The 23861-nt window shown below is 60.0% G+C and carries 23 protein-coding genes and 1 tRNA gene; 14 read left to right on the top strand and 10 right to left on the bottom strand.

Features of this window, described 5'->3' with window-relative positions; translation table 11 throughout:
- Window positions 1-42 precede the first annotated feature (42 nt).
- From ACZ9BX_RS13060 to ACZ9BX_RS13035, 6 genes are all read right to left on the bottom strand, one after another.
- Entirely contained in the window at window positions 43-1017 is a 975-nt protein-coding gene (locus ACZ9BX_RS13060) for an ABC transporter permease (protein WP_086996862.1), read from the bottom strand.
- A gap of 28 nt (window positions 1018-1045) precedes the next feature.
- On the bottom strand, window positions 1046-2596 hold the full coding sequence (locus ACZ9BX_RS13055) for a sugar ABC transporter ATP-binding protein (RefSeq protein ID WP_476218391.1): 1551 nt from the start codon (window positions 2594-2596) through the stop codon (window positions 1046-1048).
- 122 nt (window positions 2597-2718) lie between these two features.
- Window positions 2719-3705: a substrate-binding domain-containing protein gene (locus ACZ9BX_RS13050; protein ID WP_476218389.1), complete on the bottom strand. Its 987-nt coding sequence runs from the start codon at window positions 3703-3705 to the stop codon at window positions 2719-2721.
- 209 nt (window positions 3706-3914) lie between these two features.
- Complete coding sequence (locus ACZ9BX_RS13045) at window positions 3915-4361, bottom strand: RbsD/FucU family protein (RefSeq protein WP_476218387.1); 447 nt, start codon at window positions 4359-4361, stop codon at window positions 3915-3917.
- Window positions 4362-4371: 10 nt separating this feature from the next.
- Window positions 4372-5391 (bottom strand): aldo/keto reductase, encoded by a 1020-nt coding sequence (locus tag ACZ9BX_RS13040; protein WP_476218385.1) that lies wholly within the window; start codon window positions 5389-5391, stop codon window positions 4372-4374.
- Window positions 5392-5421: 30 nt separating this feature from the next.
- Entirely contained in the window at window positions 5422-6924 is a 1503-nt protein-coding gene (locus tag ACZ9BX_RS13035; RefSeq protein WP_476218384.1) for a UxaA family hydrolase, read from the bottom strand.
- Window positions 6925-7149: 225 nt separating this feature from the next.
- Here ACZ9BX_RS13035 and ACZ9BX_RS13030 point away from each other — a divergent pair, with 225 nt between their 5' ends.
- On the top strand, window positions 7150-8055 hold the full coding sequence (locus ACZ9BX_RS13030; protein ID WP_476218382.1) for a GntR family transcriptional regulator: 906 nt from the start codon (window positions 7150-7152) through the stop codon (window positions 8053-8055).
- Between the two features lie 21 nt (window positions 8056-8076).
- Here ACZ9BX_RS13030 and ACZ9BX_RS13025 read toward each other — a convergent pair whose 3' ends face one another.
- Window positions 8077-8835, bottom strand: a complete 759-nt coding sequence (locus ACZ9BX_RS13025; protein ID WP_476219998.1) for an SDR family NAD(P)-dependent oxidoreductase — start codon at window positions 8833-8835, stop codon at window positions 8077-8079.
- A gap of 269 nt (window positions 8836-9104) precedes the next feature.
- On the opposite strand from ACZ9BX_RS13025, the gene ACZ9BX_RS13020 reads away from it, so the two are divergent.
- From ACZ9BX_RS13020 to ACZ9BX_RS12995, 6 genes are all read left to right on the top strand, one after another.
- Window positions 9105-9692: a L,D-transpeptidase gene (locus tag ACZ9BX_RS13020; protein ID WP_027510719.1), complete on the top strand. Its 588-nt coding sequence runs from the start codon at window positions 9105-9107 to the stop codon at window positions 9690-9692.
- A gap of 169 nt (window positions 9693-9861) precedes the next feature.
- Window positions 9862-9999, top strand: a complete 138-nt coding sequence (locus ACZ9BX_RS13015; protein WP_084606495.1) for an ABC transporter — start codon at window positions 9862-9864, stop codon at window positions 9997-9999.
- A gap of 152 nt (window positions 10000-10151) precedes the next feature.
- Window positions 10152-10733: a hypothetical protein gene (locus tag ACZ9BX_RS13010; protein ID WP_476218379.1), complete on the top strand. Its 582-nt coding sequence runs from the start codon at window positions 10152-10154 to the stop codon at window positions 10731-10733.
- Between the two features lie 72 nt (window positions 10734-10805).
- A complete protein-coding gene (locus tag ACZ9BX_RS13005; protein WP_476218377.1) occupies window positions 10806-11393 on the top strand; it encodes a protein-S-isoprenylcysteine O-methyltransferase in 588 nt (195 codons plus the stop codon).
- A gap of 10 nt (window positions 11394-11403) precedes the next feature.
- Window positions 11404-12192: a hypothetical protein gene (locus tag ACZ9BX_RS13000; protein WP_476219996.1), complete on the top strand. Its 789-nt coding sequence runs from the start codon at window positions 11404-11406 to the stop codon at window positions 12190-12192.
- The gene (locus ACZ9BX_RS12995) at window positions 12189-13067 is read left to right on the top strand and encodes an SDR family NAD(P)-dependent oxidoreductase (protein ID WP_476218375.1); all 879 of its coding nucleotides are present in this window, start codon (window positions 12189-12191) and stop codon (window positions 13065-13067) included. The genes ACZ9BX_RS13000 and ACZ9BX_RS12995 overlap by 4 nt, the downstream gene beginning before the upstream one ends.
- 62 nt (window positions 13068-13129) lie before the next feature.
- Here the strand turns inward: ACZ9BX_RS12995 and ACZ9BX_RS12990 are convergent.
- Window positions 13130-13205 (bottom strand) — tRNA-Thr (locus tag ACZ9BX_RS12990).
- 124 nt (window positions 13206-13329) lie between these two features.
- Window positions 13330-14289 (bottom strand): NAD(P)H-dependent flavin oxidoreductase, encoded by a 960-nt coding sequence (locus ACZ9BX_RS12985; RefSeq protein ID WP_476218373.1) that lies wholly within the window; start codon window positions 14287-14289, stop codon window positions 13330-13332.
- Between the two features lie 278 nt (window positions 14290-14567).
- On the opposite strand from ACZ9BX_RS12985, the gene ACZ9BX_RS12980 reads away from it, so the two are divergent.
- Window positions 14568-15752: a regulator gene (locus tag ACZ9BX_RS12980; RefSeq protein WP_476218371.1), complete on the top strand. Its 1185-nt coding sequence runs from the start codon at window positions 14568-14570 to the stop codon at window positions 15750-15752.
- Window positions 15753-15755: 3 nt separating this feature from the next.
- Here ACZ9BX_RS12980 and ppk2 read toward each other — a convergent pair whose 3' ends face one another.
- Window positions 15756-16637 carry a polyphosphate kinase 2 gene (gene ppk2 / locus ACZ9BX_RS12975; protein ID WP_476218370.1) on the bottom strand — a complete coding sequence of 294 codons (882 nt, stop codon included), beginning with the start codon at window positions 16635-16637 and terminating at the stop codon, window positions 15756-15758.
- 239 nt (window positions 16638-16876) lie between these two features.
- On the opposite strand from ppk2, the gene phoR reads away from it, so the two are divergent.
- The 6 genes from phoR (at window position 16877) to phoU (ending at window position 23860) form a co-directional block, all read left to right on the top strand.
- A complete protein-coding gene (gene phoR, locus ACZ9BX_RS12970) occupies window positions 16877-18097 on the top strand; it encodes a phosphate regulon sensor histidine kinase PhoR (RefSeq protein ID WP_476219994.1) in 1221 nt (406 codons plus the stop codon).
- A 191-nt stretch (window positions 18098-18288) separates the two neighbouring features.
- On the top strand, window positions 18289-19323 hold the full coding sequence (locus tag ACZ9BX_RS12965) for a substrate-binding domain-containing protein (RefSeq protein WP_476218368.1): 1035 nt from the start codon (window positions 18289-18291) through the stop codon (window positions 19321-19323).
- Between the two features lie 160 nt (window positions 19324-19483).
- Window positions 19484-20965: a phosphate ABC transporter permease subunit PstC gene (gene pstC, locus ACZ9BX_RS12960; protein ID WP_476218367.1), complete on the top strand. Its 1482-nt coding sequence runs from the start codon at window positions 19484-19486 to the stop codon at window positions 20963-20965.
- Complete coding sequence (gene pstA / locus ACZ9BX_RS12955) at window positions 20962-22281, top strand: phosphate ABC transporter permease PstA (RefSeq protein ID WP_476218365.1); 1320 nt, start codon at window positions 20962-20964, stop codon at window positions 22279-22281. Before pstC ends, pstA begins: the two co-directional genes overlap by 4 nt.
- Window positions 22282-22296: 15 nt before the next feature.
- Window positions 22297-23112 (top strand): phosphate ABC transporter ATP-binding protein PstB, encoded by an 816-nt coding sequence (gene pstB / locus ACZ9BX_RS12950; protein WP_027510707.1) that lies wholly within the window; start codon window positions 22297-22299, stop codon window positions 23110-23112.
- A gap of 34 nt (window positions 23113-23146) precedes the next feature.
- Complete coding sequence (phoU, locus tag ACZ9BX_RS12945) at window positions 23147-23860, top strand: phosphate signaling complex protein PhoU (RefSeq protein ID WP_027510706.1); 714 nt, start codon at window positions 23147-23149, stop codon at window positions 23858-23860.
- Window position 23861: the final 1 nt, after the last annotated feature.

The following is a 23861-nucleotide window of genomic DNA, read 5'->3' as shown; positions in this document are numbered from 1 at the left end:
TGAAGAAGCCGGTCGCGGGACCGGCTTCACGATGTTTCGCTTTCACTGGCTCCGGCGGCGGCGCAACTGATCGAAATAGACGATCACGATGATCAGCAGGCCGGTGATGATACGCTGCCAGAACGAGTTGACGTTCAGGAGGTTCGCGCCGTTGTTGATCGTGGCCAGGATGAAGGCGCCGATCAGCGGGCCGTGCACGGAACCGATCGCACCGAAGAGACTGGTCCCGCCGATCACGGAAGAGGCGATCGCCTGCAGTTCCCAGCCATCGGCCTGGGTCGCGTTGCCGATCGCGATGCGCGAGGCAAGCAGCACGCCGACAAAGGCGGCGAAGGTCGCCGAGAGAATATAGGCGAGGTAGATCATGCCGTCGACGCGCACGCCCGAAAGGCGCGCCGCCTCGCGGTTGGAGCCGACCGCGAAGAGATAGCGGCCCCAGCGGCTCAGATGCAGGAAGATGAAAGACGGAACCGCGACGAGTATGACCATCCAGAAGAGGCTCGGCACGCCGAGGAAGTTCGCGCGGGCGAAGTTCGTGAAAGGCTCGTTGACGATATTGATTGTCGATCCGTTGGTGATGAGCAGCCCGATACCGCGCAACGAGGTCAGCGTCGCCAAGGTGATGATGAACGGCGGCAGACCCATCTTGACGATGCCGAAGCCGTGAAAGGCTCCGATCCCGACGCCGATCAGCAGCGTGATGATGATGGACGCCCAAACCGGAACCCCCGCCTGCAGAAGCCATGCGAGGATGACCCCGGCAAAGCCGACGATGGCGCCGACGGATAGGTCGATGCCCGCCGTGATGATGACGAAGGTCTGGCCTAGCGCCAGGATTGCCGTCATCGCGCCCTGCCGCAGCAAGTTCGATATATTGAGCGGCGTCCAGAAGCTGACGGTGACGATGCCGAGGAGGATCCAGAGGAAGAGAAGCAACCCGATCAGGGTCAAGCTAAACAGGATGTTCACTTTTCGGCGCGGCGGCGGCGCGACGATTTCCGTCGGGGTTACAGTCATTGGTTCTCTCTCCCTCTTATTCTTTTACTCAGCCGCCGATCGCTTCGCCGAGCACTTCTTCATGTGTCGCCGCGTGGTAGTCGTGGCTTGCGACCAACTGGCCGCGGCGGAATACATGCAGCCGGTCGGCAAGCTCGTAGACTTCCGGCAGGTAGGACGAGATCAAGATGATGCCTGCGCCGTCCTTTAGAAGCTTGGCAAACAACCGGTAGATTTCGGCCTTGGTGCCGACGTCGACGCCGACCGTCGGTTCGTCGAAGATGAAGAGCCGCGCGCCGTGGCTGAGCCATTTTCCGATGACGACCTTCTGCTGGTTGCCGCCGGACATGCTGGACGCGAGCACGCGGCGGCTCGGGGTCTTGATCGAAAGATTGCGGATCTGCCGGTCGGCATTCTGCGCTTCCTCGCTGTGGCTAATGACGGGGCCTTTGCTCAGCTTCTTGAAGACCGGCAGGTTGATGTTGAGACTGATAGACAGGTTGAGGCAGAGCCCCTGGTCGCGGCGGCTCTCGGGCGCAAGCGCGATCCCGAGCTCCATCGCCGTGCGTTCGTTCTTGATGTCGACCTGCTGGCCCATCCAGCGGATTTCGCCGGCCGTCGTCTTTTCGCGGCCGTAGAGGCCGAGTGCGAATTCGCTGCGTCCTGCTCCGATCAGGCCGTAAAGCCCGACGATCTGGCCGGCCTTCACGGTCAGTGACACATCCTCGAAACCCGGTCCCGAAAGCCCGCGCACATCCAGGATCGTTTCGCCGATCGGAATATCTTCCTTGTGATAGATCTGCTCGATCGAACGGTTGATCATCAGCGCGATCAGCTCCGCATCGTTCGTCTCGCCGATCGCGCGCGTGCCGACATGGGTGCCGTCGCGCAGCACCGAGACACGGTCGGCAAGCTCGAAGACTTCCTCCATGCGGTGGCTGATGTAGACGATCGTCACACCCTCGCCCTGCAGGCGACGGATGAGCTTGAAGAGCTGGGCGGATTCCTGTCGGGTAAGATAAGCCGTCGGCTCGTCGAAGATGAGGAACTGGGTGCCGCGCATAGCTGCGCGTGCCGTTGCAACGAGCTGCTGCTGGCCGATGGTGAGTGAACTCAGCAGGACATTTGCCGGCAGGCCGAAGCCGAGATCGTCGAGGACGGCCTGCGCCATCCTGACCATCTGCTTCTTTCGCATGAGGCCGTATTGATTGACTTCGTCGCCGAGAAAGAGATTGGCCGCGACCGTCAGGTGCGGGCAAAGCACCACCTCCTGATGGACGGCGTTGATACCGCGCGCAATCGCCTCGTTCGGCGTCGCAAGTGCAACCGGATGTCCGCACCAGAAAATTTCGCCGGCGGTTCGGCTGATCACACCGGTCAGCAACTTGATGAGGGTTGATTTGCCCGCACCGTTTTCGCCAACAATCGCGTGAATTTCGCCGGCCAGAAACGTCATCGTCGCGGGCTTTAGCGCCTGGACGTAGCCATAATTCTTCTGCAATGCCCTGAGCTCGAGGATCGGTGAGCCCGCAGGAATGCGGTCTGCTTCTTTGAGCGTCGCGCTGTCGTCGTGGCGATGACTGACCTCTTCCAGGCTCATGGACGTCTCCTCCTCACGAATTGCTGTCTCTTCACCAGCGATCCGCGCCCCTCAGGCAAAACGATAACACAGGTGAAGAAAAGGGCTGCGCGGGATTTCTCGCGCGCAGCCTCGGCTCGTACTTACTTGACCTTCGGGTTGAGCAGAGCGTCGATCTTCGGGTCGCTCATGGTTGCCTTCGTGACGAGGTTAGCACCGGTGTCGACGTTTTCTTCGACCTTCTCGCCCTTGGACACGGCAAGCGCCGTCTTCACGCCGTCATAGCCCATGCGATACGGGTCCTGAACGACGAGGGCGGCAAGCGAACCTTCCTTGAGGAAGCCGACCGTCTTGTCGTCGCTGTCGAAGCCGACAACCTTGATCTTGTCGCCGAGCTTGTTTTCAGCGATCGCCTGGCCAACGCCCTGCGCCATGATTAGGTTGGAGGCAAAGACGCCGACGAGGTTCGGGTTGGCCGTGATCAGGTCGGTCATCATGTTCAGGCCGGTCGTTGCCTGGCCGTCACCGTATTTGTCGACAATGACTTTCAGGCCGGGATACTTGGTCTTCACCTGATCCAGGAAGCCTTCGCGGCGCTGCTCGAGCGAGCCGACGCCCGGAAGATTGGTGAGGATCACCACTTCGCCCTCTTCCTTGCCCGTCATTTCCTTGATGGCAGCAGCCAGACCGTCAGCTGCGATACGACCGCCCTGAACGTTGTCCGTCGTCAGGAACGACTTGAATGCCTTGGAATCGGCGGCAGAGTCGATGCCGATGATCGGAACCGATTTGGCGGCTTCGTCAATCGGCTTGCCGAGTGCCTTGAATTCGGTCGGCGAAATGACGACGGCGGCTGGTTTGCCGGCGACGGCGTTTTCAAGAATGCTGATCTGCCCGTTGATGTCGGATTCGGCCTGCGCGCCGAGTTCCGGCACGTTGACGCCGAGGTCCTTGCCGGCCTTGCGGGCGCCGGCGAGCACGATCTGCCAGTAGAAGGACGTCGTATCCTTGACGATGATCGGGATCGTCACGTCGGCTGCGAAGGACGGCAACGGCATTGCAGTTGCGATGGCGGCGGCGCCCGCGAGAGCCGTAAAGGCTCGACGGGACAGAATGGATTTCATGCGCATGTGGGTTCTCCTCTCAAGGTGCGTTCTCCTCCAAGAAACCAGACCGCTGAACGCAGGCGGACGATTTTTTATCGATAAAAAACAGTTACAGAAGGAAGCTAGCCGAGACCCTTTCAAATTGCAAGTGGCTGGAGGCCGGCTGCGAGTGTTTCGACTATACTCTCAAGCTCCTGTTTTTAAATAAATTAAACTGCATTCTAAAATAAATCTCAGCCGCGATAGACTTCATGCGGATGCACGACGCCTTTCTTCAGAATAAGATTTCCATACAGCCGGAATTCGGTTGTCGCGACTATATACGCAGCCTTCCTGGCTCGTTCGTAGAATGCGAAGCGTTCAAGCGATGCGATCCTGAAATCGCCAGCCCGCTTGTTCACGATCTCCTGGAACTCGATGCAAACCTCCGGCATGGCCCCGGGATCGCCGACGACCTCCATGCGCCATGCCGTTTCCGGAACGAACGTGTCCAGCGGCATATGCGTCAAGATCGCTTCGGCCATTTCCGTCGCCGTTACGCCGTCGGCACGAATCACATCCGGTCCCATAGTGCTGGAGGGAAAGTTGGCGTCCGCAATGACAATGTTGTCGCCATGCCCCATACGCGCTATGGCGCGTAGAAGATCCGGGCTGAGAACAGGGTGAATTCCTTTGAGCATCGTCTGGTCCTTAAACGCGCACGGCGTCTTCGCCGAGCGGCGGCGCGACGAGTGTCAGGGGGTCGAATTCAGGGAAGATTGTATCGGGTAGTGCGGGCTCGAAGAGTTCCATGTTGCGTTCGAGGCTGGACGCTTTCGCCGTGCCGATCAGCACGGAAGAAACGGCTGCATCGCGGAGCGGGAATTGCAGCGCAGGGGCCGCAAGCGGAACGCCGTGGCGTTTGGCGATGTCTTCCATCGCACCCACCTTGGCAAGCACGTCCGGTGTGGCGGGCATATAATCAAAATGCGAGCCCGGCACCGGACCGGTTGCAAGGATGCCGGAGTTGAAAACACCGCCAACGACCAGAGACGTGCCTTTCTGACGGCAGAGCGGCAGGAGGTCGGCCACAGCGGAGCGATCGAGCAGCGTGTAGCGCCCGGCCATCAGGATCACGTCGATGTCGGCGTTGCGCATGACGTCGAGGCAGACAGGGACCTCATTGACTCCTAGGCCGAAAGCCTTGATCGCGCGCGACGACTTCAGCTGCTCAAGCGCCCTGATGCCGGACTCGAGAAAATTTTTCAGGTGGATGGCATTCCTCGCGGCACCATGCGTGTAAACGCCGATGTCGTGCACATAGAGGATATCGATCCGGTTGAGACCGAGGCGTGCATAGCTGAAGTCGACGGATCGCATGATGCCGTCATAAGAGTAGTCGTAATCGGCATCGAAGGAGAGCGGGTCGACATAGCCGTAATCCGGCACGGTGCCCGTTGGCACGGGCCGCAAAAGCCGGCCGACTTTGGTGGAGAGCACGTATTCGTTCTCGGGCTTCGCCCTCAGGAAATCGCCGACGTGGCGTTCGGCGAGGCCAAGCCCATACCAGGGAGCCACGTCGAAATAGCGGATGTTGCTCGTCCAGGCAGCCTCCAACGTCTCCATAGCCTGTTCGCGCGGGCAGGCGCGGTACAGGCCGCCAAGAGCCGCCGCACCAAAACTGATTTCGGTGACATTGAGTTCCGTCTTGCCGATCTTCCTCGTCTTCATCTTCCCTCCCGTGAAGAGCCGAACTCTATCTTAGAGCGTTGCTCCCAAATGCCACGGCACGAATTCGTTGTCGCCGTAGCCGAACTCCTCGCTCTTCGTCTTCTTGCCGGAAGCCGTATCGATGATGAGGTCGAAAATTTCGCGCCCCTTGCCGCTGATCGTCGCATCGCCAGTGGCGATCGTGCCGCAATTGATATCCATGTCCTCCTCCATCGACAAATAGAGCGCCGAATTGCTGGAGAGCTTGATCGAAGGCGCCGGACGACAGCCGAAGCAGCTGCCCCGGCCGGTCGTGAAGGCGATCAGGTTTGCACCACCTGCGACCTGCCCCGTCGCGGAAACCGGATCGTATCCGGGGGTATCCATGAAAACGAGGCCCGGTGCCGTAACACGCTCGGCATAGCCGTAGACGGCCGTCAGCGGCGATCGTCCACCCTTGGCGACTGCGCCGAGAGACTTTTCGAGAATGGTCGTCAATCCGCCACGCTTGTTGCCGGGCGAGGGGTTGTTGTCGAGAGATGCGCCATGCAGCGCGACATATTTCTCCCACCAGGCGATCTTGTCATCGAGCTTCCTTGCCACATCCTCGTTGATCGCGCGGCTGCGCAGCAGATGCTCAGCGCCGTAGATTTCCGAGGTTTCAGACAGGATCGCGGTACCACCGGCAGCGGCCAGAAGATCGGCCGCGACGCCGAGCGCCGGATTGGCGGTAATACCCGAAAAGCCATCCGACCCGCCGCATTGAAGGCCGATGATGATCTCACTGATGGGGATCGGTGTGCGCCGCTCCTTGCCGACATCGGCGGCGATCTCCCGGAGCATGCCCATGGCGCGTTCGACGGCGCGCCGCGAGCCACCGGCATCCTGAATGTTGAAATGCCGCTTGGAATTGCCCGCACCGCTCTGGCCGTAGAGCGTCAACTGGTTCACCTCGCAGCCGAGACCGATCATCAGCACGCCGCCGAAATTGACATGGCGCGTGTAGCCCGCAAGCGTGCGGTGCAGGACCGACATTCCGTCGCCCGTGGAGCTCATGCCGCAGCCCTGGTCATGCACGATCGGTACGAAGCCGTCGATGCCCTCGTAATACGGCAGGATGGTGCGATTGGCCTCGTCTGCGATCGCGCGGCAGACCGTGGTGGAACAGTTCACGCTGGCGATAATGCCGATATAGTTGCGGGTCGCGGCGCGGCCGTCCGCACGGCGGTAGCCCATGAAGGTTCGCGCACGGTCTTCCGCCGTCGCCGCTTCCGGCGCGGAATTTGCCGTTGCCGCCAGACGGTCGTTCTCGAAATGCAGGTTGTGGCTGTGGATATGGTCGCCGGCCTTCACGTCGGCCGTGGTGCGGCCGATCGCCTGGCCATATTTTACTACCGGTGTGCCGAGCGGGATGTCGGCGATGGCAACCTTGTGGCCGGGCTCGATTTTCTGCCGGGTCAGGATACCCGCAATGGTTGCGCCGGCTTCGATCGCGGCCGTTGCGACGGCGACGTTGTCTCCGGCAGACAGGATGAGCCAAGGCATTTTGTCCAATTATCTTCTCCCTGAGGAAGCGCCCGCTGCATCGGCGAAATACGCGTTGATTTTGTTTTTTATCTACAATAAACATTTTCAAGTCAACGGCAATATTACTCCTGTCGGCAAGGGAGGCAAACAGCCGCAGGCGGCTAGAAAAGGCCGCAGTCGATTAGCTCCTGGCGCCTCAGGCTTTGCGGTTTTGCAAGTTCGAAAGGTCGTGCAGGGAAAGAGCGGGGTGGCATGGCAAGACAGAATACGGTCTTCAAGGAAGCTTACAACAGGTACGCCGCTGCTCTGCGCCAGGATGCAGCCTTGCCGTCCGAACCCGAAATCGCCGCGCAGCTCGGTATCAGCCGCAGCACGGCCCGGGCAATTTTGACCCGCCTGAACGATGAAGGCATCATCCAATGGAACAAGCGCCAGAAAATCGTTCTGCGTGTTCCGACCGAGGAAGATCTCTTTCCCTCCGAGGAGACGGATTCGCTGCACGACATCATCGAGCGCAGCTTCATGCAGCGCATTCTGTCGGATGATGCCGCGCCCGGCATGCAGATCAACGAGCTGGAACTGGCCCGGGAGATTGGCACCGGCACGACCAGCGTCCGCGAATTCCTCATCCGTTTCTCACGCTTCGGCCTTATTGAAAAGCGCCCCAACAGCCACTGGATCCTCAAGGGCTTCACCCGCGAATTCGCACTGGAACTCGCGGATGTCCGCGAAATGTTCGAGCTGCATTCGGCCGCCGAGTTTGGTAGGCTGCCCATCGAAAGCGAAGCCTGGACGGCGCTGGCCGATATCAAGGCCGAGCATCATGCGATGCTCAACGATTTTGCTGCGCGCTTCAAGGAATTCTCAGCCCTTGACGAGCGCTTCCATCTCTTGATCCATGGCGCCGCGAAGAACCGTTTCATCGCGGACTTCTATGATGCGATCGCAATCATCTTTCACTATCACTACCAGTGGAACAAGGCGTTTGCCCGCCAGCGCAACGAACGCGCCATTCATGAGCATCTCGATTATATCGCGGCGCTGGAATCGCGCGATCAGGCGGCAATCGACTTTTCTTGCCGCCTGCATCTGCGTTCTGCACGCCAGACCCTCCTTCAGTCGCTGCCGCAGAATCTTGCCGAAGTGGCGGCAACTTAGGCAACCGGCTCACAGACGCAGCTAATGGGCGGTGTAAGCCCCGTCCACGAGATGGTAGCTTCCGGTGATGAAGCTCGCCTGTTCGGACAGGAGGAAGCAGACGAGCGCTGCGACTTCCTCTGGCCGGCCGCGCCTGCCCATCGGCTGAAGCGCTTCCATACGCCGGCTTCCTGCTACCGCCAGATGCTCGGTCAGGAGCGGTGTTTCGATCCAACCGGGCCCAACCGCATTGATGCGGATGCCCAGTCGCGCATATTCGATTGCGGCAACCTTGGTCAGGCCGACAACTCCGTGCTTGGCGGCCGTATAGGCTGCCGTAAATGGCAATCCAACGGAACCGAGGGCTGAAGACATGTTGACGATGGCCCCTCCGCCGCGTTGCAGCATGGAGGCAATCTCATACTTCATGCAGTAGAAAACGCCGTTCAGGTTGACGTCCATCAGCTTGTGCCAGTTATCGAGCGGGTAGTCTGCCGTCGCCTTCCGGGCCCCGTCTACGCCCGCGTTGTTAACCGCCAGGTGCAGGCCGCCGCATGTCTCGACAGCGTAGCCGATCAGCTTTTCCACAGCCCCGGCGTCCGTGACATCGACCGCAAAGTCCCGCGCCCGACCACCTTGCGAACAGATCTCCGCGGCAAGGTCGCGTGCGGCGTCAGCATCGAGATCGGCAACAATAACCTCCGCTCCTTCGTCAGCGAGCTGCCGGCAAATGGCTGCACCTATACCGGAGCCTCCGCCGGTTACGAGCGCGACTTTCCCCGTAAAGTCAGGCGTCGTCATCATGTCCCTCCTCATTACCCCTGCTGCTGCTAGTCGAGCAGAGGCATGCTATTGATGCAAGAGCTTTCATAGCCGCGGTCGCTTTGTCTTGCCAGTCCTTCGCCCCTCCCACTCCCGGTTGGCAGCGCCCGGTCTTTGAAGTACGGCAGAGCGTGCTCAAGGCGAACGAAAGCTTTTGTACCTTTCATCTTTAACGCGAGGCTTGGCCGGTCGGCAGCGGGATGCTAAAGACGGATGATAAGGGCCGATCGATTGCTTAGCAGGTAGAGATGGACAAAAAACGCATTGCGCGCCGGGGGCTCTTGCTGGGCAGTCTGGCCTTGATGGTATCTGGATGTGCTTCAACGACGGGATGGCAGGTGGGGTCGATGTTTTCGTCAACGCCGCGTCCCAGTTCCCGCTACCGGCGGCGGCAGGTCCAGTATAACGGAAACGAGCAGCCGGGAACCATCGTCGTCAACACCTACGAGCGTTATCTGTATCTGGTCGAAGGCGGCGGCAGCGCATTGCGTTATGGCGTCGCCGTTGGCGAGGAGGGGCTCACGCTCAAGGGAAGAGCGGCCATCGGACGCAAGGCGGAATGGCCCTCATGGATGCCCACCGCCAGCATGATTCGGCGCAAGCCGCATCTGGCGCAGTATGCCGGCGGTGTTTCGGGTGGGCCGCACAATCCGCTTGGCGCCGCCGCCCTTTATCTCTACCGCGGCGGACAGGACACTCTTTTCCGGCTGCATGGTACGAACGAGCCATGGTTGATAGGGCAGGCGGTGTCCAATGGATGCATTCGCTTGACCAATGAAGACATTGTCGATCTCTACAACCGAGTTCCGGTGGGAACACCGGTATTGGTCATATGATGCTTACATTTTGCGTCGATAATGCCACGATCTGTTAGGCATTATGAGGCGCCCGGGCCGCACGGAAGGCAAGTTGTGTCCTTTCTGCACTTGGCTTAGGCCTATTTTGCCGCTATTAGTAGAAGCGTTGCCTTCGATAACCTATTCCGTGCTAAGGAGAGGACTACTGATGAGCAGAATTCTGATCATGTGCCTGGTTGCATTGTTTTCCGTCGCAAGCCTGACCGCTTGCGGAGCGGTCGGTAAAGGCAAGGGGAAGGCCCCGCCGCCCGCAGCAGAAGCAGCGCCGGCACCAGTGTATAAGTAGCAACTAACTGTTGCTGAATGGGAGGGGGCATTCGTGGCCCTTCCCACATCGTGCAGTCCGGGCTGGACCTGCCTCAAAGCTTGCAGTGCAAAGATTGGCCGGTAAGCAGAGCAGTGTTTTTGCTCGCTCGATCCGGGAGATAAAGTGTAGCGATGACGCTTGCTAAGGGCCATCTGTCACTTGTAATTCTATTTGCTCTCGCGCTCACATCATGCCAGACAGAAGACGAGCCTCCGCAGCCGCGATTCGTCTCGGACGCGCGCGGAGCGTTGGTTGGCGAATCATCGCAAAAAAGAGAAGGCCAATATTTCGTCGAATTCCGCTCGCGTTATGCGCTGAGCTACGGCCACACCTACGTGGTTTTTGGGCGATTGAACAAAGCCGGCGGGATGGTCAATCCGGAAGTCGCGGGGCTTGCTCCTGCGACCAATGATACGGGTCCCTATGTTCTCGGCCACTTCCTGCCTGTGCCGGCGGAAACCGGGGCCAGTGACGGTGATCTGGAGGAGGCCTACAGGTCGGCAAGCTGGCGAGTCCTGCTGACTCCATCCGAATACAACGAGACCGTTGCCTTCATACGCAAGCTGAAGGCCAAGTCCAAATTTTGGCAGGCTACGGTTTACAATTGCAACGCTTTCGTAGCAGAAATCGCTCAATCGATGGGCTATAAGGCACCCAGCATCTGGCTCCGTCCGCAACAATTCGTGACGCAGCTTCGGGAAATGAATACCTAAATGCGAGGCGGCATGCTGTTACCGCTTCCATCCAGTCGATTGCAGGACGCAGAAGGGCTCCGGTGACTTGAATTGAGCATAGCTGTTGTCGGCAAGATTCTATGGGTGCTCGGCGTCGTTGCCTGGTATGTTATCCGATATCCCTTCGAGCGCCGCGCCAAACGCGTGCGTGTCGTCAGCCACCGCCGCTCGCGTACAGAGAAGATCGGGCTTGCGTCGGCGCTACTGGGCCTTGCGATCGCGCCGGGATTCTATGTCGCCACCGGCATGCCGGAAGCAGCCGATTATCCGGCCCGCGCCTGGGCCGTGGCCGTCGGAGCGGTACTCTTTGCCACCGCCATGTGGGTCTTTCGCAGGACCCATAAGGAACTCGGCCGCAACTGGTCGATCACGCTGGAGATTCGCGACCAGCATCAGCTGATTTGCAGCGGTCCATATGCTTTCGTCCGTCATCCCATGTACACGTCTTTCCTGCTCATGGCCCTTGGCCAAGCCTTTCTGCTGTCCAATTGGGTGGTAGGGCTCGCAGGCTTGACTGGCTTCGCAATCCTTTTCTTCCTACGGGTGGACAAGGAAGAGCGTATGATGCTCGAAATTTTCGGCCCGCAGTACCGCGCCTACATGGACCGGACCAGGCGAATTATTCCCTATCTCTATTAGAGGAGGCATGATGAGAGGCCGAACCATCAAGCTTTCGGCGGCGCGCCGCCTTGTCGGCGATCTGATGCGGTTCTCGATCGGCGTGCCGCGGGTCACCGTGCAGCGGCAGATGAACCTTGCCCCGCTCCAGGAGGCCAGAATGGCGCAGCCGAGCAAGCCCTCCTGGACCGTACTCTTCTTGAAGGGGTACGCGCTTCTCTCTCAGGAGACGCCGGATCTTAGGCGCGCTTACGTCAAGTTTCCGAGGCCACAGCTCTATGAATACCCGGAAAGCGTGGCCTCGATTGCCCATGAGCGCGAATATGACGGCGAGCGAATCGTCTTGCTGAGCTCTATCAAGGCCCCAGAGCGGCGGCCGATCGCCGAAATTGAGGCCCTGATCCAAGCGGTACGCTCGCGCCCGGTGCCGGAGATCAAGGAGTTCCGGCGCGCATTGAAGTTTGCCCGTGCGCCGGTGCCTTTAAGGTGGCTGCTGATGTGGCTCGGACTGAATATCGGGCGGCAGCGCGCCCGCCGGTTCGGCACATTCCAGCTGTCGGTCTATTCCGGTCTCGGGGCGGAATCCCTCAATCCGCTTTCGCCTTTGACCACGATCTTCAACTACGGCCCGATCTCGGCGGATGGATCGGTCACCGTCCGCATCCACTACGACCACAGGGTCATGGACGGCGCCAATGTCGCTCGGGCGCTGGAGCGATTCGAAAAAATATTGAACGGTGAAGTCGCCAGCGAGGTAAGGAATATCGCCCCGCAAGGTGCCCGCGCTCCCGATACGTCGTCGTCAGGGGCGGCGGCATGATTATGCAGAGTGAGTTTCGGCCGGCTGTCGTCGTGGTCGGTGCGTCGCGTGGCATCGGCAGGTCGATCGCCAAAGTCGTCGCCCGCGAGCGCGCCATCATCGTGCTTGTTGCGCGCTCGCCGGAAGCCTTGGCTGCTACCGCGGTGGAGGTGCGGGCGGAAGGCGGCGAGGCATTCACGCTGGAATTGGATCTGCTTGCGGCCGATGCCTCGGCGCGTCTGCAGGACTTCCTGTCTGCGAACGGGTTGTTCTGCGATGTTCTGGTCAATAGCGCCGGATACGGATTGCGCGGTTCAGCGACGCTCCTTCCCGTGGATGATCAGCTTGGCATCATCGATCTCAACATACGCGCCCTCAGCGACCTGACCCTTCGCTTCCTGCCGGGAATGGCGGCGCGCGGGCGCGGCGGCGTGCTCAATCTCGGCTCCATAGCCGGGTTCACGCCCGGGCCCAACATGGCCCTGTATTACGCAAGCAAGGCTTTCGTGCGCTTCTTTTCGGAAGCGCTCCATCAGGAATTACGCCGCACGGGCGTGACGGTCACATGCGTCGCGCCGGGGCCTGTATCGACCGAGTTCCTCGAAAAATCCGGCGCCGGCCGGGCACAGCTGTTCAAGATATTGCCCAAGCTCGACTCGGATTACGTGGCCGAACGCGCCTGGCGCGGCTTCAAATCCGGCCGCCGCCTCGTCGTCCCCGGCATCTCGGCCAAGCTTGTCGCCCTTGCCGCGGCCTTGCTGCCCTCCGCAGCGACGCTCCCCCTGATCGGCCGCCTACAGCGCCGCAGCGGCGATCCATGCCCCTGTGGCTCCGGAAAGACCTTCAACGAATGCTGCCGCATCCGCCATCGGGGGATTGACGCCGGAAGCGGTTGATTGCAGTCGGTAGCGCCAACAGGCCCCTGCTTTTCGTCAAAAGAAGCTGATCTTGGAAAGACTGGTGCCGCTTACGTGACTCGAACACGTGACCCCATCATTACGAATGATGTGCTCTACCGACTGAGCTAAAGCGGCAACCTAGCGGCCGAATTGTGCGGCCCGCGATTTGCATGGCGCTGATACAGGCATTGTTTGAAGATTTCAAGCGCTCTGTCGTGCCTTTGGCAAAAAAGACGCCCTCTGCGGAAGGTGGCGCGGCTCAGAGCGCGAGGCGGGCGCGCGCCTCGCGGTATTCGACCTCCAGTCTGTCAACAAGCTTGGCAACCGGCTCGACGGCCTTGATTGCGCCAATGCCCTGGCCGCTACCCCAGATGTCTTTCCAGGCCTTCGCGCCGCCTACGGCCTGTTCGAAATCCATCTTCGACGGGTCTGCCATCGGCAGGTTGTCCGGGTCGAGGCCAACGGCCTGGATCGATGGCTTCAGGTAGTTGCCGTGCACGCCGGTGAAATAGTTGGAATAGACGATATCGCTTGCTGCACCCGCAACGATTGCCTGCTTGTAGGCGTCGGTGGCGCGCGCTTCCCCGGTTGCGATGAACGGCGTTCCGATATAGGCCATATCCGCGCCCATTGCCTGCGCCGCAAGGATCGCGCCGCCGGTGGCGATCGCGCCTGCCAAGAGCAGCGGCCCGTCGAACCATTCACGGATTTCCTGCACCAGAGCGAAGGGCGACAGCGTGCCGGCATGCCCGCCGGCGCCTGCCGCAACAGCGATCAGCCCGTCCGCACCTTTCCGGATCGCCGAATTGGCGTGGCGGTTGTTGATGACGTCGTGGAGCACGATACCGCCGTAGGAGTGCACCGCTGCGTTCACCTCGGGGACTGCGCCGAGCGAAGAGATCACGATCGGCACCTTGTATTTGACGCAGAGGCGCAGGTCGTGCTCCAGCCGCTTGTTCGACATATGGACGATCTGGTTGACGGCAAAGGGTGCTGCGGGCCTGTCTGGGTTGGCGGCGTTATAGGCTGCGATGTCTTCGGTGATCATTGCCAGCCATTCGTCGAGCTGGCTTTCCGGCCGGGCATTCAGCGCCGGGAAGGCGCCGATCACGCCTGCCTTGCATTGCGCCAATGTCAGAGCCGGGTGGGAGATGATAAAGAGCGGTGAAGCAAGGACCGGCAGTCTCAGATTTTCCGTGAGGATTTTAGGAAGAGCCACAGCGTTCACCATTAATATTGACGTTTACGAAAACGTCAATTTGATAGCAGACTTGATGAACGAGGAAAAGAGCGTGCTTGAGTGCCGATCTGTCGATTCCTGGAAGATCGGCTATCCGGGTGAGTGGGCAAGCGGCCTAAAGGGCATATTTATTCCCTGCGATGCGGCATGCTGCCTGCCGCAAGACTTGCGGTTTTCAGCCATTGACGCTACCGAGTTTTGTTAGGCATTTGTAAAGATTTCAGGGTGATGCCTGATGCCAGCATGAAGGATCGGATGTGAGCGGATTAGAAACGGCAATCAGAACGGCGCTTAACAACTCCGATCGCGATAATCCGGAAGTCCGCGCAAGGATTTATCAATCGGCCCGCCAGGCGCTGGAGGCCGGCCTTCGCAAGCAGGATATCACCGACCGGGAAGCGATTGCGCATCATCGCCATCGGCTCGAAACGACTATTCACATGATCGAGGCCGAAGAACGCGAGCGTCTGCATCCGCGCCAAGGGCCGCCGGAAGTGCCCGTTCCACCCGTTGCGGAGATCCCGCCGCCGGTCCGGCGCGACGAGCGCTTTGAAGATGACGCGCCTCAGGTCGGCGGTGAAACACGAGGCTATTCGGCAAGGCCCGTCTATGACGAGTCGAGGCTTGATGACGTCCATGCTGCCGCGACCGATCATCTCGGTGCCGCACCTCAGGCCGGCGAACGTTTCGCAGCCGAAAGCCGGACCGCGGCCCACATGGATTTCCGGCCGGAGGGGGCTGCGAAGCGCCGCAAACCGCGGAAATTCTTCTCTCGGCTGCTCGTCTGGTGCGTGCTGATTGCCTTCATTGGCATGGGGGCCTGGTGGGCCTATAAGTCCGGCCTCTTCCTGACGGCGGCCGAGCGCGACACGAGCGTCGCCAACCCGCCTGCCAGTACCGAGCCGGAAGATTTCGACGGTGCGGACGAAAATGCTGCGAACACGGCGCCGCATGTCGATCAGCCGGTGACGATCGATCCGCAAAACAGCTTTTCTGCGGAATGGATCGAGATATTCAAGCCTTCGGACGCCGCCAGGATCGAAAGCGGCCCGCGGGCACGGACGGAAAACATCGCCGAAAACGACGGTCCGGCCATTCGGTTGATCTCGGAAAGCAACGGCGCCGATGGCAATATCGGCATCAGCGTTCCGAGAGACGTGCTTCAGCAACTCGCCGGCAAGTCTTCGACGATTGCGATCACGCTGCAGTCGACGAGCGACGAGCCGACACAGATCACGGTCGAATGCAATTTCCAGACACTCGGCAATTGCTCCCGCCATCGCTTCAGCGTCACGCGCGAAAAATCCGACGCACTGCTTCAGGTTACCTTCGACCGGTCGCTGGCGCCGAGTGCCGATGGCAGGCTGATGATCAACAGCGATGTCGACGGCAAGGCGCGGGGCATCAACCTTTACGCCGTGCGCATTCTGCCGGGGCAGTGACCATTATTTCAGAAAGCCGGACCCTGCGCCGATGATCTTGTCGTCGAGATCGCCGATCGCCTTTTCGTCCTTGCCGTCGTAATCCATTTTCTTCAGCATGTGACGGATGAGGTTGACCCGCGCCCGCCGTTTGTCGTTGGCTCGGATGACCGTCCACGGCGCAAATTCCGTGTGCGTTTCCTTAAGCATCCGGTCGCGTTTCTCGCTGTAGTCGCCCCATTTGGTGAGCGCCGCGATATCCATCGAGGACAGCTTCCACATCTTCAGCGGGTCGTGTCTGCGGTCGTGGAAGCGCTTCAGCTGCATTTCGCGGCCGATATCCAGATAGAACTTGAAGAAGTGAATACCTTCGTGGGCAATGATCTTTTCCAGCTGCGGCGCCTGCTTGAGAAAATCCTCATATTGCTTCGGTGTGCAAAACCCCATGACCGGCTCGACGCCCGCGCGGTTGTACCAGGAACGGTCGAAGAGAACGAACTCGCCGGCCGTCGGAAACTGCGCGATGTAGCGCTGAAAATACCATTGGCCGAGTTCGCGGTCGTTTGGCTTGGCGAGTGCGACGACGCGGGCAAGGCGCGGGTTCATGTGGGCGGAGGAGGCCGATATCGCGCCGCCCTTACCAGCCGCATCGCGGCCTTCGAAGAGCGCCATCACCCGTTTGCCAGTTGCTTGCAGCCAGAACTGCACTTTGACCAGTTCGATCTGCAACTTTTCCAGCTCTTCGAGGTACTCTTCCTCTTTCAGCTTTTTCTTGTAAGGGAACTCCCCGGATTCCAGCGCCCATTCATCGATCCAATCCGGAAGCGCCGGATCGTCGACATCGAAGACGCGTTTCTTGGCCCTGATGTCCAGTTCAACCGCGCGGCTTTCTACAGCTTCGGCCATATATCCTCCTCCGGCTGTGGCTTTCCTTGCAGGCGATCATATTTTCCGTTGAAAATCAAATCCATCGAGAGAGGGAAATTTCTGTGCGTTTCGGTTGCAGCTTTTGCGATTAGTGGCAGTAACTGAAAACTTCTGTCATGAATCCCGGCTATCAGGCAAAGTTCGAAACCATAAGAACGACTCGATTTGCGGCGCACGAGGCACACTTGGAAGACGAAACGCCATGGACAACGGGGCTCATGGCCCGCATCCGGCAGCAGCGAACGGTCCTGCTTGCGGCGATCGTCATTGGCCTCATTGCACTTGCGGCCGGCATGAACAAGTGGGCAGTGCTGGCGCTCGTTGTCTTCATGATCGCCATTGTGCTGCTAAACAGCATGCCAGCAGTGCAGGCCAAGCTTGCGGAGGCGCCGGAAATCGAACCCGAGGCCCCCGCAAGCCTGGTGCCCGCCGTCTCCGCGACGCTGGCCGGCCTCGACATTCCCGTGATGCTCCTTTCGGGCGACGCCTCGGTTCTCTTCCAGAATCGCGCCGCGGAAAAGGCCTTTGGTGAAGTCCTGATCGGGGCGCATATTTCTGCCCGCCTGCGCTCGCCCGGCATTCTGGACATGGTCAGCGAGACAATCGCCACCAATGCCCCCAATCAGATCGAGCATTCCGAGCGCCTGCCGTCGGAGCGCGTCTATATCGTGCGCAGTGCGCCGATCGATTTCGATGGCGCGGGGAGCGGCGAGCGCCTCTTTCTGCTCTCCTTCCGCGATATTTCCGAAGTGCGGCGCATCGATCGCATGCGGTCGGATTTCGTCGCCAATGCCAGCCATGAGCTCAGGACCCCGCTTGCGTCGCTCCGCGGTTTCATCGAGACCATCCAGGGTCCGGCAAAGAATGATCCGAAGGCGCAGGAGCGCTTCCTGGGCATCATGTTCGACCAGACGACCCGCATGAGCCGCCTCGTCGACGATCTCCTCTCGCTTTCCCGTCTCGAGCTCAAGTCGCACATCGCACCGGACGAGAAGGTCGATCTCGTGCCGCTGCTCGGCCACGTCAGGGATTCGCTCGCGCCGCTCGCCAAGGAGGTGGGCGTCGAGATCAACCTGCACCTGCCGGAAGGCAAGGCGGAGGTTCTCGGAGACCGCGACGAATTGGTCCAGGTTTTTGAAAATCTCATGGAGAATGCGTGCAAGTACGGCCAGGAGGGCAAGGTCGTCGATGTTCGCGTCAAAAACGCGCCTGGTGAGGCGGTTGAAGTCAGCATCGCTGACAAGGGGCCGGGCATCCCTGCCGAGCATGTACCGCGCCTCACGGAGCGCTTTTATCGCGTCAATATCGAAGATAGCCGCTCCAAAAAAGGCACCGGCCTTGGGCTCGCGATCGTCAAGCATATCCTGACGCGCCACCGCGCACGGCTGATCGTCAAGTCCGAAATCGGCAGGGGAACGGACTTCACCGTGCGTTTTTGACATAAAACTGAAGAACGTCGGTCGGTGGATGTGGTTTTCCTGTTTAAAATCAATTACATAAACTGTCATAAATGTTTCATCAAAATGACATAAAAGCTCCTGGCATCAGGCAGTAAAGAGATGCTGCCGATGAAAAAGGCAACGCGAGGGCCCGGGGCCCTGCTCACACAAGCCCATGCCGGGAGATTTTGATGAACACTCTTAAGCTAACCGTTGCAGCACTCGCTGCCACCGTCGCCTTCGCAGGCGCCGCCGCCGCCCGTGACCAGATTCAGGTCGCCGGCTCGTCCACCGTCCTGCCTTATGCGAAGATTGTTGCCGAATCCTTCGGCGAAACGTTCTCGAACTTTAAGACGCCGATCGTCGAATCCGGCGGCTCGGGCGCAGGCCTCAAGGAGTTCTGCAAGGGTGTCGGTGAAGACACGATCGACATCGCGAACTCTTCGCGGTCAATCAAGGATAGTGAAGTCGAGGCATGCAAGAAAGCCGGCGTAACGGATATCCAGGAAGTCAAGATCGGTTATGACGGCATCGTCTTCGCAACTGACACCGCCAACTCGGACGTCGCCTACGTTCCGGCAGACATCTACAAGGCGCTCGTCGCTCAGGTCGTCGTCGACGGCAAGCTCGTCGCCAACCCCTACAAGAAGTGGTCGGAAGTAAACCCGAACCTTCCCGACGTTGAAATCGCCGCCTACATTCCGGGCGAAAAGCACGGCACGCGCGAAGTCTTCGAAGAAAAGGTTCTTGCCGCAGGTTGCAAGGCTTCGGGCGCGACCGACGTTATCGCCAAGGAAATCTCCGACAAGGCTGCCCAGGCTAAGGCTTGCGTCGCAGTTCGCAAGGACGGCGCCGCCGTTGACATCGATGGCGACTACACGGAAACCCTGTCTCGCATCGCCGCCAACAAGACCGGCGTCGGCGTATTCGGCCTCTCCTTCTATGAAAACAATGCCGACAAGCTGAAGGTTGCAACTGTCAACGGCGTCGTTCCGTCGACCGAAACAATCTCCAACGGCACCTATCCGGTTTCCCGCCCGCTGTTCTTCTACGTCAAGAAGGCACATCTCGGCGCCGTTCCGGGCCTGAAGGAATACGTGAACTTCTTCGTCTCCGACCAGATGATCGGTCCTGATGGCCCGCTCGTCGAATACGGCCTCGTCGCTGCTCCGGATGCAGAGCGCGAAGAGATCCGCAAGAACGTCGAAGCCGAAAAGACCATGTAATGGGTTGTGCCGGCGCGGTGCCTGAGGCCGCGCCGGCATTTTATTCGACTGCTTCTGCCCCTTGCCTAGTGGCGGCAGGGTTTCAAGTTTCTCCATGATTGGGAAGCCGCGCAGGATGGTCTGCGGGTGCTTTTGGGTCGTGAGCCTGGGGACGTAACGAATGAGCACATCCATCATACTCTTGTGTCTCGTGGTGCTTGGCGCGCTGGCCTATGTGGCCGCTCGCAGCCGTGCCATGGCGCTTGCCGGCGGCAAGCCGTCCGCGCTTCATTCGCGGCCGGGCTACTACGGTGCCTACGCAGCCATCTGGTCGACTCTCCCTGCGCTTATCATTCTCTGCATCTGGCTCGCCGCAAGCCCGGGGATCGTCGAATCCGCTGTCCGCGACGCTTTCCCCGACGACGTGAAGGCGAAGACCGCCGCAGAACAGGATCTGAGCTACAGCATGGTCGCGACCATCGCCCGCGGCATGAACCTGTTGACGTCAGATGAGATCAGTGTGCTCGGTTCCGATACCGCAGCCATTCAGGCAAAGCTCAACGGGAAGGGTGTTCCGCTCGCCGGTGAGCCGCAGCCTTTCATGATCGATGCAGCGAAGACACTGAATGCCAAAGCCGCAGGCAGCCGCATGATCATGACCGCGGTTGTCTTCGTGCTCGCTCTCGGCGGCGCATTCTATGCGCTTCGTGGTATTGCGCCGCGCTTCCGGGCTCGCAACCGTGTCGAGCGTGTTATGCTCTGGGCACTTCTCGTTGCATCATCCATTGCGATCCTGACCACGGTCGGCATCGTTTTTTCGATGCTGTCCGAAGCCATCCGCTTCTTCGCAACGGTTCCGGCAACCGACTTCTTCTTCGGCACGGTCTGGGATCCGCGTTTTGCCGGCGCAGGCGGCTCGTCTTTCGGTCAGTTCGGCCTCATCCCGCTGCTGCTCGGCACGCTTTATATCGGCTTTGTTGCCATGCTGGTCGCAGTGCCGGTTGGCCTTTTCGCCGCCATCTATATGGCTGAATATGCTGCTCCGAAGGTTCGATCGCTCGCCAAGCCTCTTCTTGAAGTTCTGGCCGGTATCCCGACCATCGTCTACGGCTTCTTTGCCCTTGTTACCGTCGGCCCGTTCCTGCGCGATCTGTCTGCGCAAGTGAACGGCCTTCTCACCGGCAATTACGGCAACTTCATTCAGGCGCAGAGCGTTCTGACGGCCGGTATCGTCATGGGCATCATGCTGATCCCCTACGTTTCCTCGCTGTCGGACGACATCATCACCGCGGTGCCGCGCGCGCTGCGTGATGGTTCGCTGGGCCTCGGCGCCACGCGCTCGGAAACGATCAAGAAGGTGGTGCTTCCGGCAGCTCTGCCGGGCATCGTCGGCGCACTCCTGATGACGGCCTCACGCGCCATCGGCGAAACCATGATCGTCGTGCTGGCCGCCGGTGTCGCTGCGCGTATACAGATCAATCCCTTCGAGCCGATGACCACGGTGACCGTCAAGATCGTCAACCAGCTGACCGGCGACCTTGAATTCACCTCGCCGCAGACGCTGGTCGCCTTCGCGCTCGGCATCACGCTCTTCTTCATCACGCTTTGCCTTAATATCTACGCGCTCTACATCGTGCGCAAATACCGGGAGCAGTACGAATGACGAATATTGTTTCCCCCATTGCAGGCACCATTTCCAAGGCGCCAGAGCGCCGCGATATCGGCATCAAGCGCCGTTATGCTGCGGAGCGCCGTTTCAGGGCCTATGGCATTGCCGCTATCTCCTTCGGCCTGATTTTCCTGGCGTTCCTGCTGTCGACGGTCATCCGCAACGGCTACACTGCCTTCCAGCAGACGGTGATCTCGCTTCCGGTCGAATTTACTGAAAAGACCATCGACCCGGATAACAAGCGGGCCACCGATCCGTCGGTGCTGATTGCAGCCAATTACGGCGCGCTGCTGCGTGATGCGCTTGTCAAGGAGTTGAACATCAACGCCTCCAGCCGCCCGGATGTCCGTGAGGCGACGGCGATGCTCTCCAAGAGCGCGCCGATCCAGTTGCGTGACATGGTTGTCGCCGACCCGTCGATCATCGGCAAGACCGTCAATGTGACCGTTCTGGCCGACGCCAATGTCGACAGCGCCAACAAGGGCCAGATCGACCTTGCCGTCGATGAGAAGAACCGTAAGGTGAACGACAAGCAGGTCGGCTGGATGAACGAGCTGAAGACGAACGGAGCGCTTTTCAAGGAGTTCAACACCGGACTTTTCACCCATGGCAACTCCAGCCGTCCTGAAGCCGCCGGCCTCGGCGTCGCTCTTGTCGGCTCGCTCTACCTGATGCTGATCGTTCTCGTTCTGTCGCTGCCGATCGGCGTTGGCACCTCGATCTACCTTGAGGAATTCGCGACCAAGAACAAGGTGACGGACCTGATCGAGGTGAACATCAACAACCTCGCTGCCGTTCCCTCGATCGTCTACGGTCTGCTCGGTCTTTCTGTTTTCATCAACTTCGCCGGCCTGCCACGCTCGGCCCCACTGGTCGGCGGTTTGGTGCTGACGCTTATGACGCTGCCGACGATCATCATCGCCACCCGCGCAGCACTGCGCGCTGTCCCGCCGTCGATCCGCGCGGCGGCTCTCGGCCTCGGCGCCTCGAAGATGCAGATGGTGTTCCACCACGTCCTGCCGCTTGCGATGCCCGGTATTTTGACCGGCACGATCATCGGTTTGGCACACGCGCTCGGAGAAACCGCACCGCTTCTCCTGATCGGCATGGTCGCCTTCGTCGCCAGCGCGCCGAGCACCCCGCTCGACCCGTCCACGGCGCTGCCGGTACAGGTCTACATGTGGGCCAACGAAGCCGAACGCGCCTTCGTCGAGCGCACGTCTGGCGCCATTATCGTCCTGCTCCTGTTCCTGATCGTCATGAACCTCGGAGCCATCCTCTTGCGCCGGCGCTTTGAGCGTCGCTGGTAAACGGAGTACATAGTCATGAACATGTTGACTGAAGCAGCAGTTGAGAAGGCTCTGGACCAGAAAATGAATACGATCCCGTACAAGATGATCGGCCAGGACGTGTCGGTCTACTACGGCGATAAGCGTGCGCTTTTCGACGTGAAGCTAAACATCCGCGAGAACACGGTTACCGCGCTCATCGGCCCCTCCGGCTGCGGCAAGTCTACCTTCCTGCGCAGCCTGAACCGCATGAACGATACGATCGACAACTGCCGCGTGACAGGCAAGATCACGCTTGATGGCGAGGATATCTACGATCCGGATATCGACGTCGTGGAGCTCCGCGCCCGCGTCGGCATGGTCTTCCAGAAACCGAACCCGTTCCCGAAGACGATCTACGAGAACGTCAGCTACGGGCCACGTATCCATGGCCTGGCGAAGTCGAAGGCGGACTTGGACCAGATCGTCGAGCAGTCGCTGCAGCGCGCCGGCCTTTGGAACGAAGTCAAGGATCGCCTGCATGAATCCGGCACCGGCCTGTCCGGTGGCCAGCAGCAGCGTCTGTGCATCGCGCGTGCCGTTGCCGTGAGCCCGGAAGTCATCCTGATGGACGAACCGTGCTCGGCGCTCGATCCGATTGCGACTGCCAAGGTCGAAGAGCTGATCCATGAGCTGCGCGAGAACTTCACCATCGTCATCGTGACGCACTCGATGCAACAGGCGGCCCGCGTTTCGCAGCGGACCGCTATGTTCCACCTCGGCAATCTCGTCGAGGAGAACGACACCGACAAGATGTTCACCAACCCGGACGACCCCCGCACCCAGGATTACATCATGGGCCGCTTCGGCTGAGTTGCGGCGTTCAGGCTATTCAAGGACAATTCCCATGGCATCGACCCATATCTTTTCTGCCTATGACGACGATTTGAAGTTCCTAACCCGCCGCATCTCGGAAATGGGTGGGCTTGCCGAGCAGATGGTGTCCGACGCAGTCCGCGCCCTTGTCAACGGCGATACGGCTCTGGCCCAGAAGGTCATCTCCGACGACGTGATCCTCGATCATGCCGAACGCGAGATCGGCGACAAGGCGGTCGTCACCATTGCCCGCCGCCAGCCGATGGCCTCCGACCTTCGCGAGATCATGGGCTCGATCCGTATCGCAGCCGACCTTGAGCGCGTCGGCGATCTCGGCAAGAACACGGCCAAGCGCGTCATCGCGGTGCAAAGCACCGGCGTTCCGCGTAAGCTCGCCCGCGGCCTCGAGCATCTTTCCGAACTGGCGCTCGTCCAGCTCAAGGAAGTGCTCGACGTCTATACGACCCGTGCCGCCGACAGGGCGAAGTCGATCCGCGAGCGCGACGAGGAAATCGACGCGATGTACACTTCGCTGTTTCGCGAGCTTCTGACCTACATGATGGAAGATCCGCGCAACATCACCAGCTGCACGCATCTTCTCTTCTGCGCCAAGAACATCGAGCGCATCGGCGACCATGCCACCAACATTGCCGAAACGATCTATTACATGGCGACCGGCGCCCAGCCGGAAGGCGAACGTCCGAAGGACGATACTGCCAACACCGTCGGCGCGGTCACGGAATGAC

It is taken from the genome of Rhizobium sp. USDA 3886, from assembly GCF_056279785.1.
This window is presented reverse-complemented; position numbering and strand designations above follow the sequence as displayed.

Coding starts and splice junctions, on each gene's coding strand:
- ACZ9BX_RS13060 (WP_086996862.1), bottom strand. CDS start 1,017: ATGACTGTAACCCCGACGGAAATCGTCGCGCCGCCGCCGCGCCGAAAA.
- ACZ9BX_RS13055 (WP_476218391.1), bottom strand. CDS start 2,596: ATGAGCCTGGAAGAGGTCAGTCATCGCCACGACGACAGCGCGACGCTC.
- ACZ9BX_RS13050 (WP_476218389.1), bottom strand. CDS start 3,705: ATGCGCATGAAATCCATTCTGTCCCGTCGAGCCTTTACGGCTCTCGCG.
- ACZ9BX_RS13045 (WP_476218387.1), bottom strand. CDS start 4,361: ATGCTCAAAGGAATTCACCCTGTTCTCAGCCCGGATCTTCTACGCGCC.
- ACZ9BX_RS13040 (WP_476218385.1), bottom strand. CDS start 5,391: ATGAAGACGAGGAAGATCGGCAAGACGGAACTCAATGTCACCGAAATC.
- ACZ9BX_RS13030 (WP_476218382.1), top strand. CDS start 7,150: ATGGCAAGACAGAATACGGTCTTCAAGGAAGCTTACAACAGGTACGCC.
- ACZ9BX_RS13025 (WP_476219998.1), bottom strand. CDS start 8,835: ATGACGACGCCTGACTTTACGGGGAAAGTCGCGCTCGTAACCGGCGGA.
- ACZ9BX_RS13020 (WP_027510719.1), top strand. CDS start 9,105: ATGGACAAAAAACGCATTGCGCGCCGGGGGCTCTTGCTGGGCAGTCTG.
- ACZ9BX_RS13015 (WP_084606495.1), top strand. CDS start 9,862: ATGAGCAGAATTCTGATCATGTGCCTGGTTGCATTGTTTTCCGTCGCA.
- ACZ9BX_RS13010 (WP_476218379.1), top strand. CDS start 10,152: ATGACGCTTGCTAAGGGCCATCTGTCACTTGTAATTCTATTTGCTCTC.
- ACZ9BX_RS13000 (WP_476219996.1), top strand. CDS start 11,404: ATGAGAGGCCGAACCATCAAGCTTTCGGCGGCGCGCCGCCTTGTCGGC.
- ACZ9BX_RS12995 (WP_476218375.1), top strand. CDS start 12,189: ATGATTATGCAGAGTGAGTTTCGGCCGGCTGTCGTCGTGGTCGGTGCG.
- ppk2 (WP_476218370.1), bottom strand. CDS start 16,637: ATGGCCGAAGCTGTAGAAAGCCGCGCGGTTGAACTGGACATCAGGGCC.
- phoR (WP_476219994.1), top strand. CDS start 16,877: ATGGCCCGCATCCGGCAGCAGCGAACGGTCCTGCTTGCGGCGATCGTC.
- ACZ9BX_RS12965 (WP_476218368.1), top strand. CDS start 18,289: ATGAACACTCTTAAGCTAACCGTTGCAGCACTCGCTGCCACCGTCGCC.
- pstC (WP_476218367.1), top strand. CDS start 19,484: ATGAGCACATCCATCATACTCTTGTGTCTCGTGGTGCTTGGCGCGCTG.
- pstA (WP_476218365.1), top strand. CDS start 20,962: ATGACGAATATTGTTTCCCCCATTGCAGGCACCATTTCCAAGGCGCCA.
- pstB (WP_027510707.1), top strand. CDS start 22,297: ATGAACATGTTGACTGAAGCAGCAGTTGAGAAGGCTCTGGACCAGAAA.
- phoU (WP_027510706.1), top strand. CDS start 23,147: ATGGCATCGACCCATATCTTTTCTGCCTATGACGACGATTTGAAGTTC.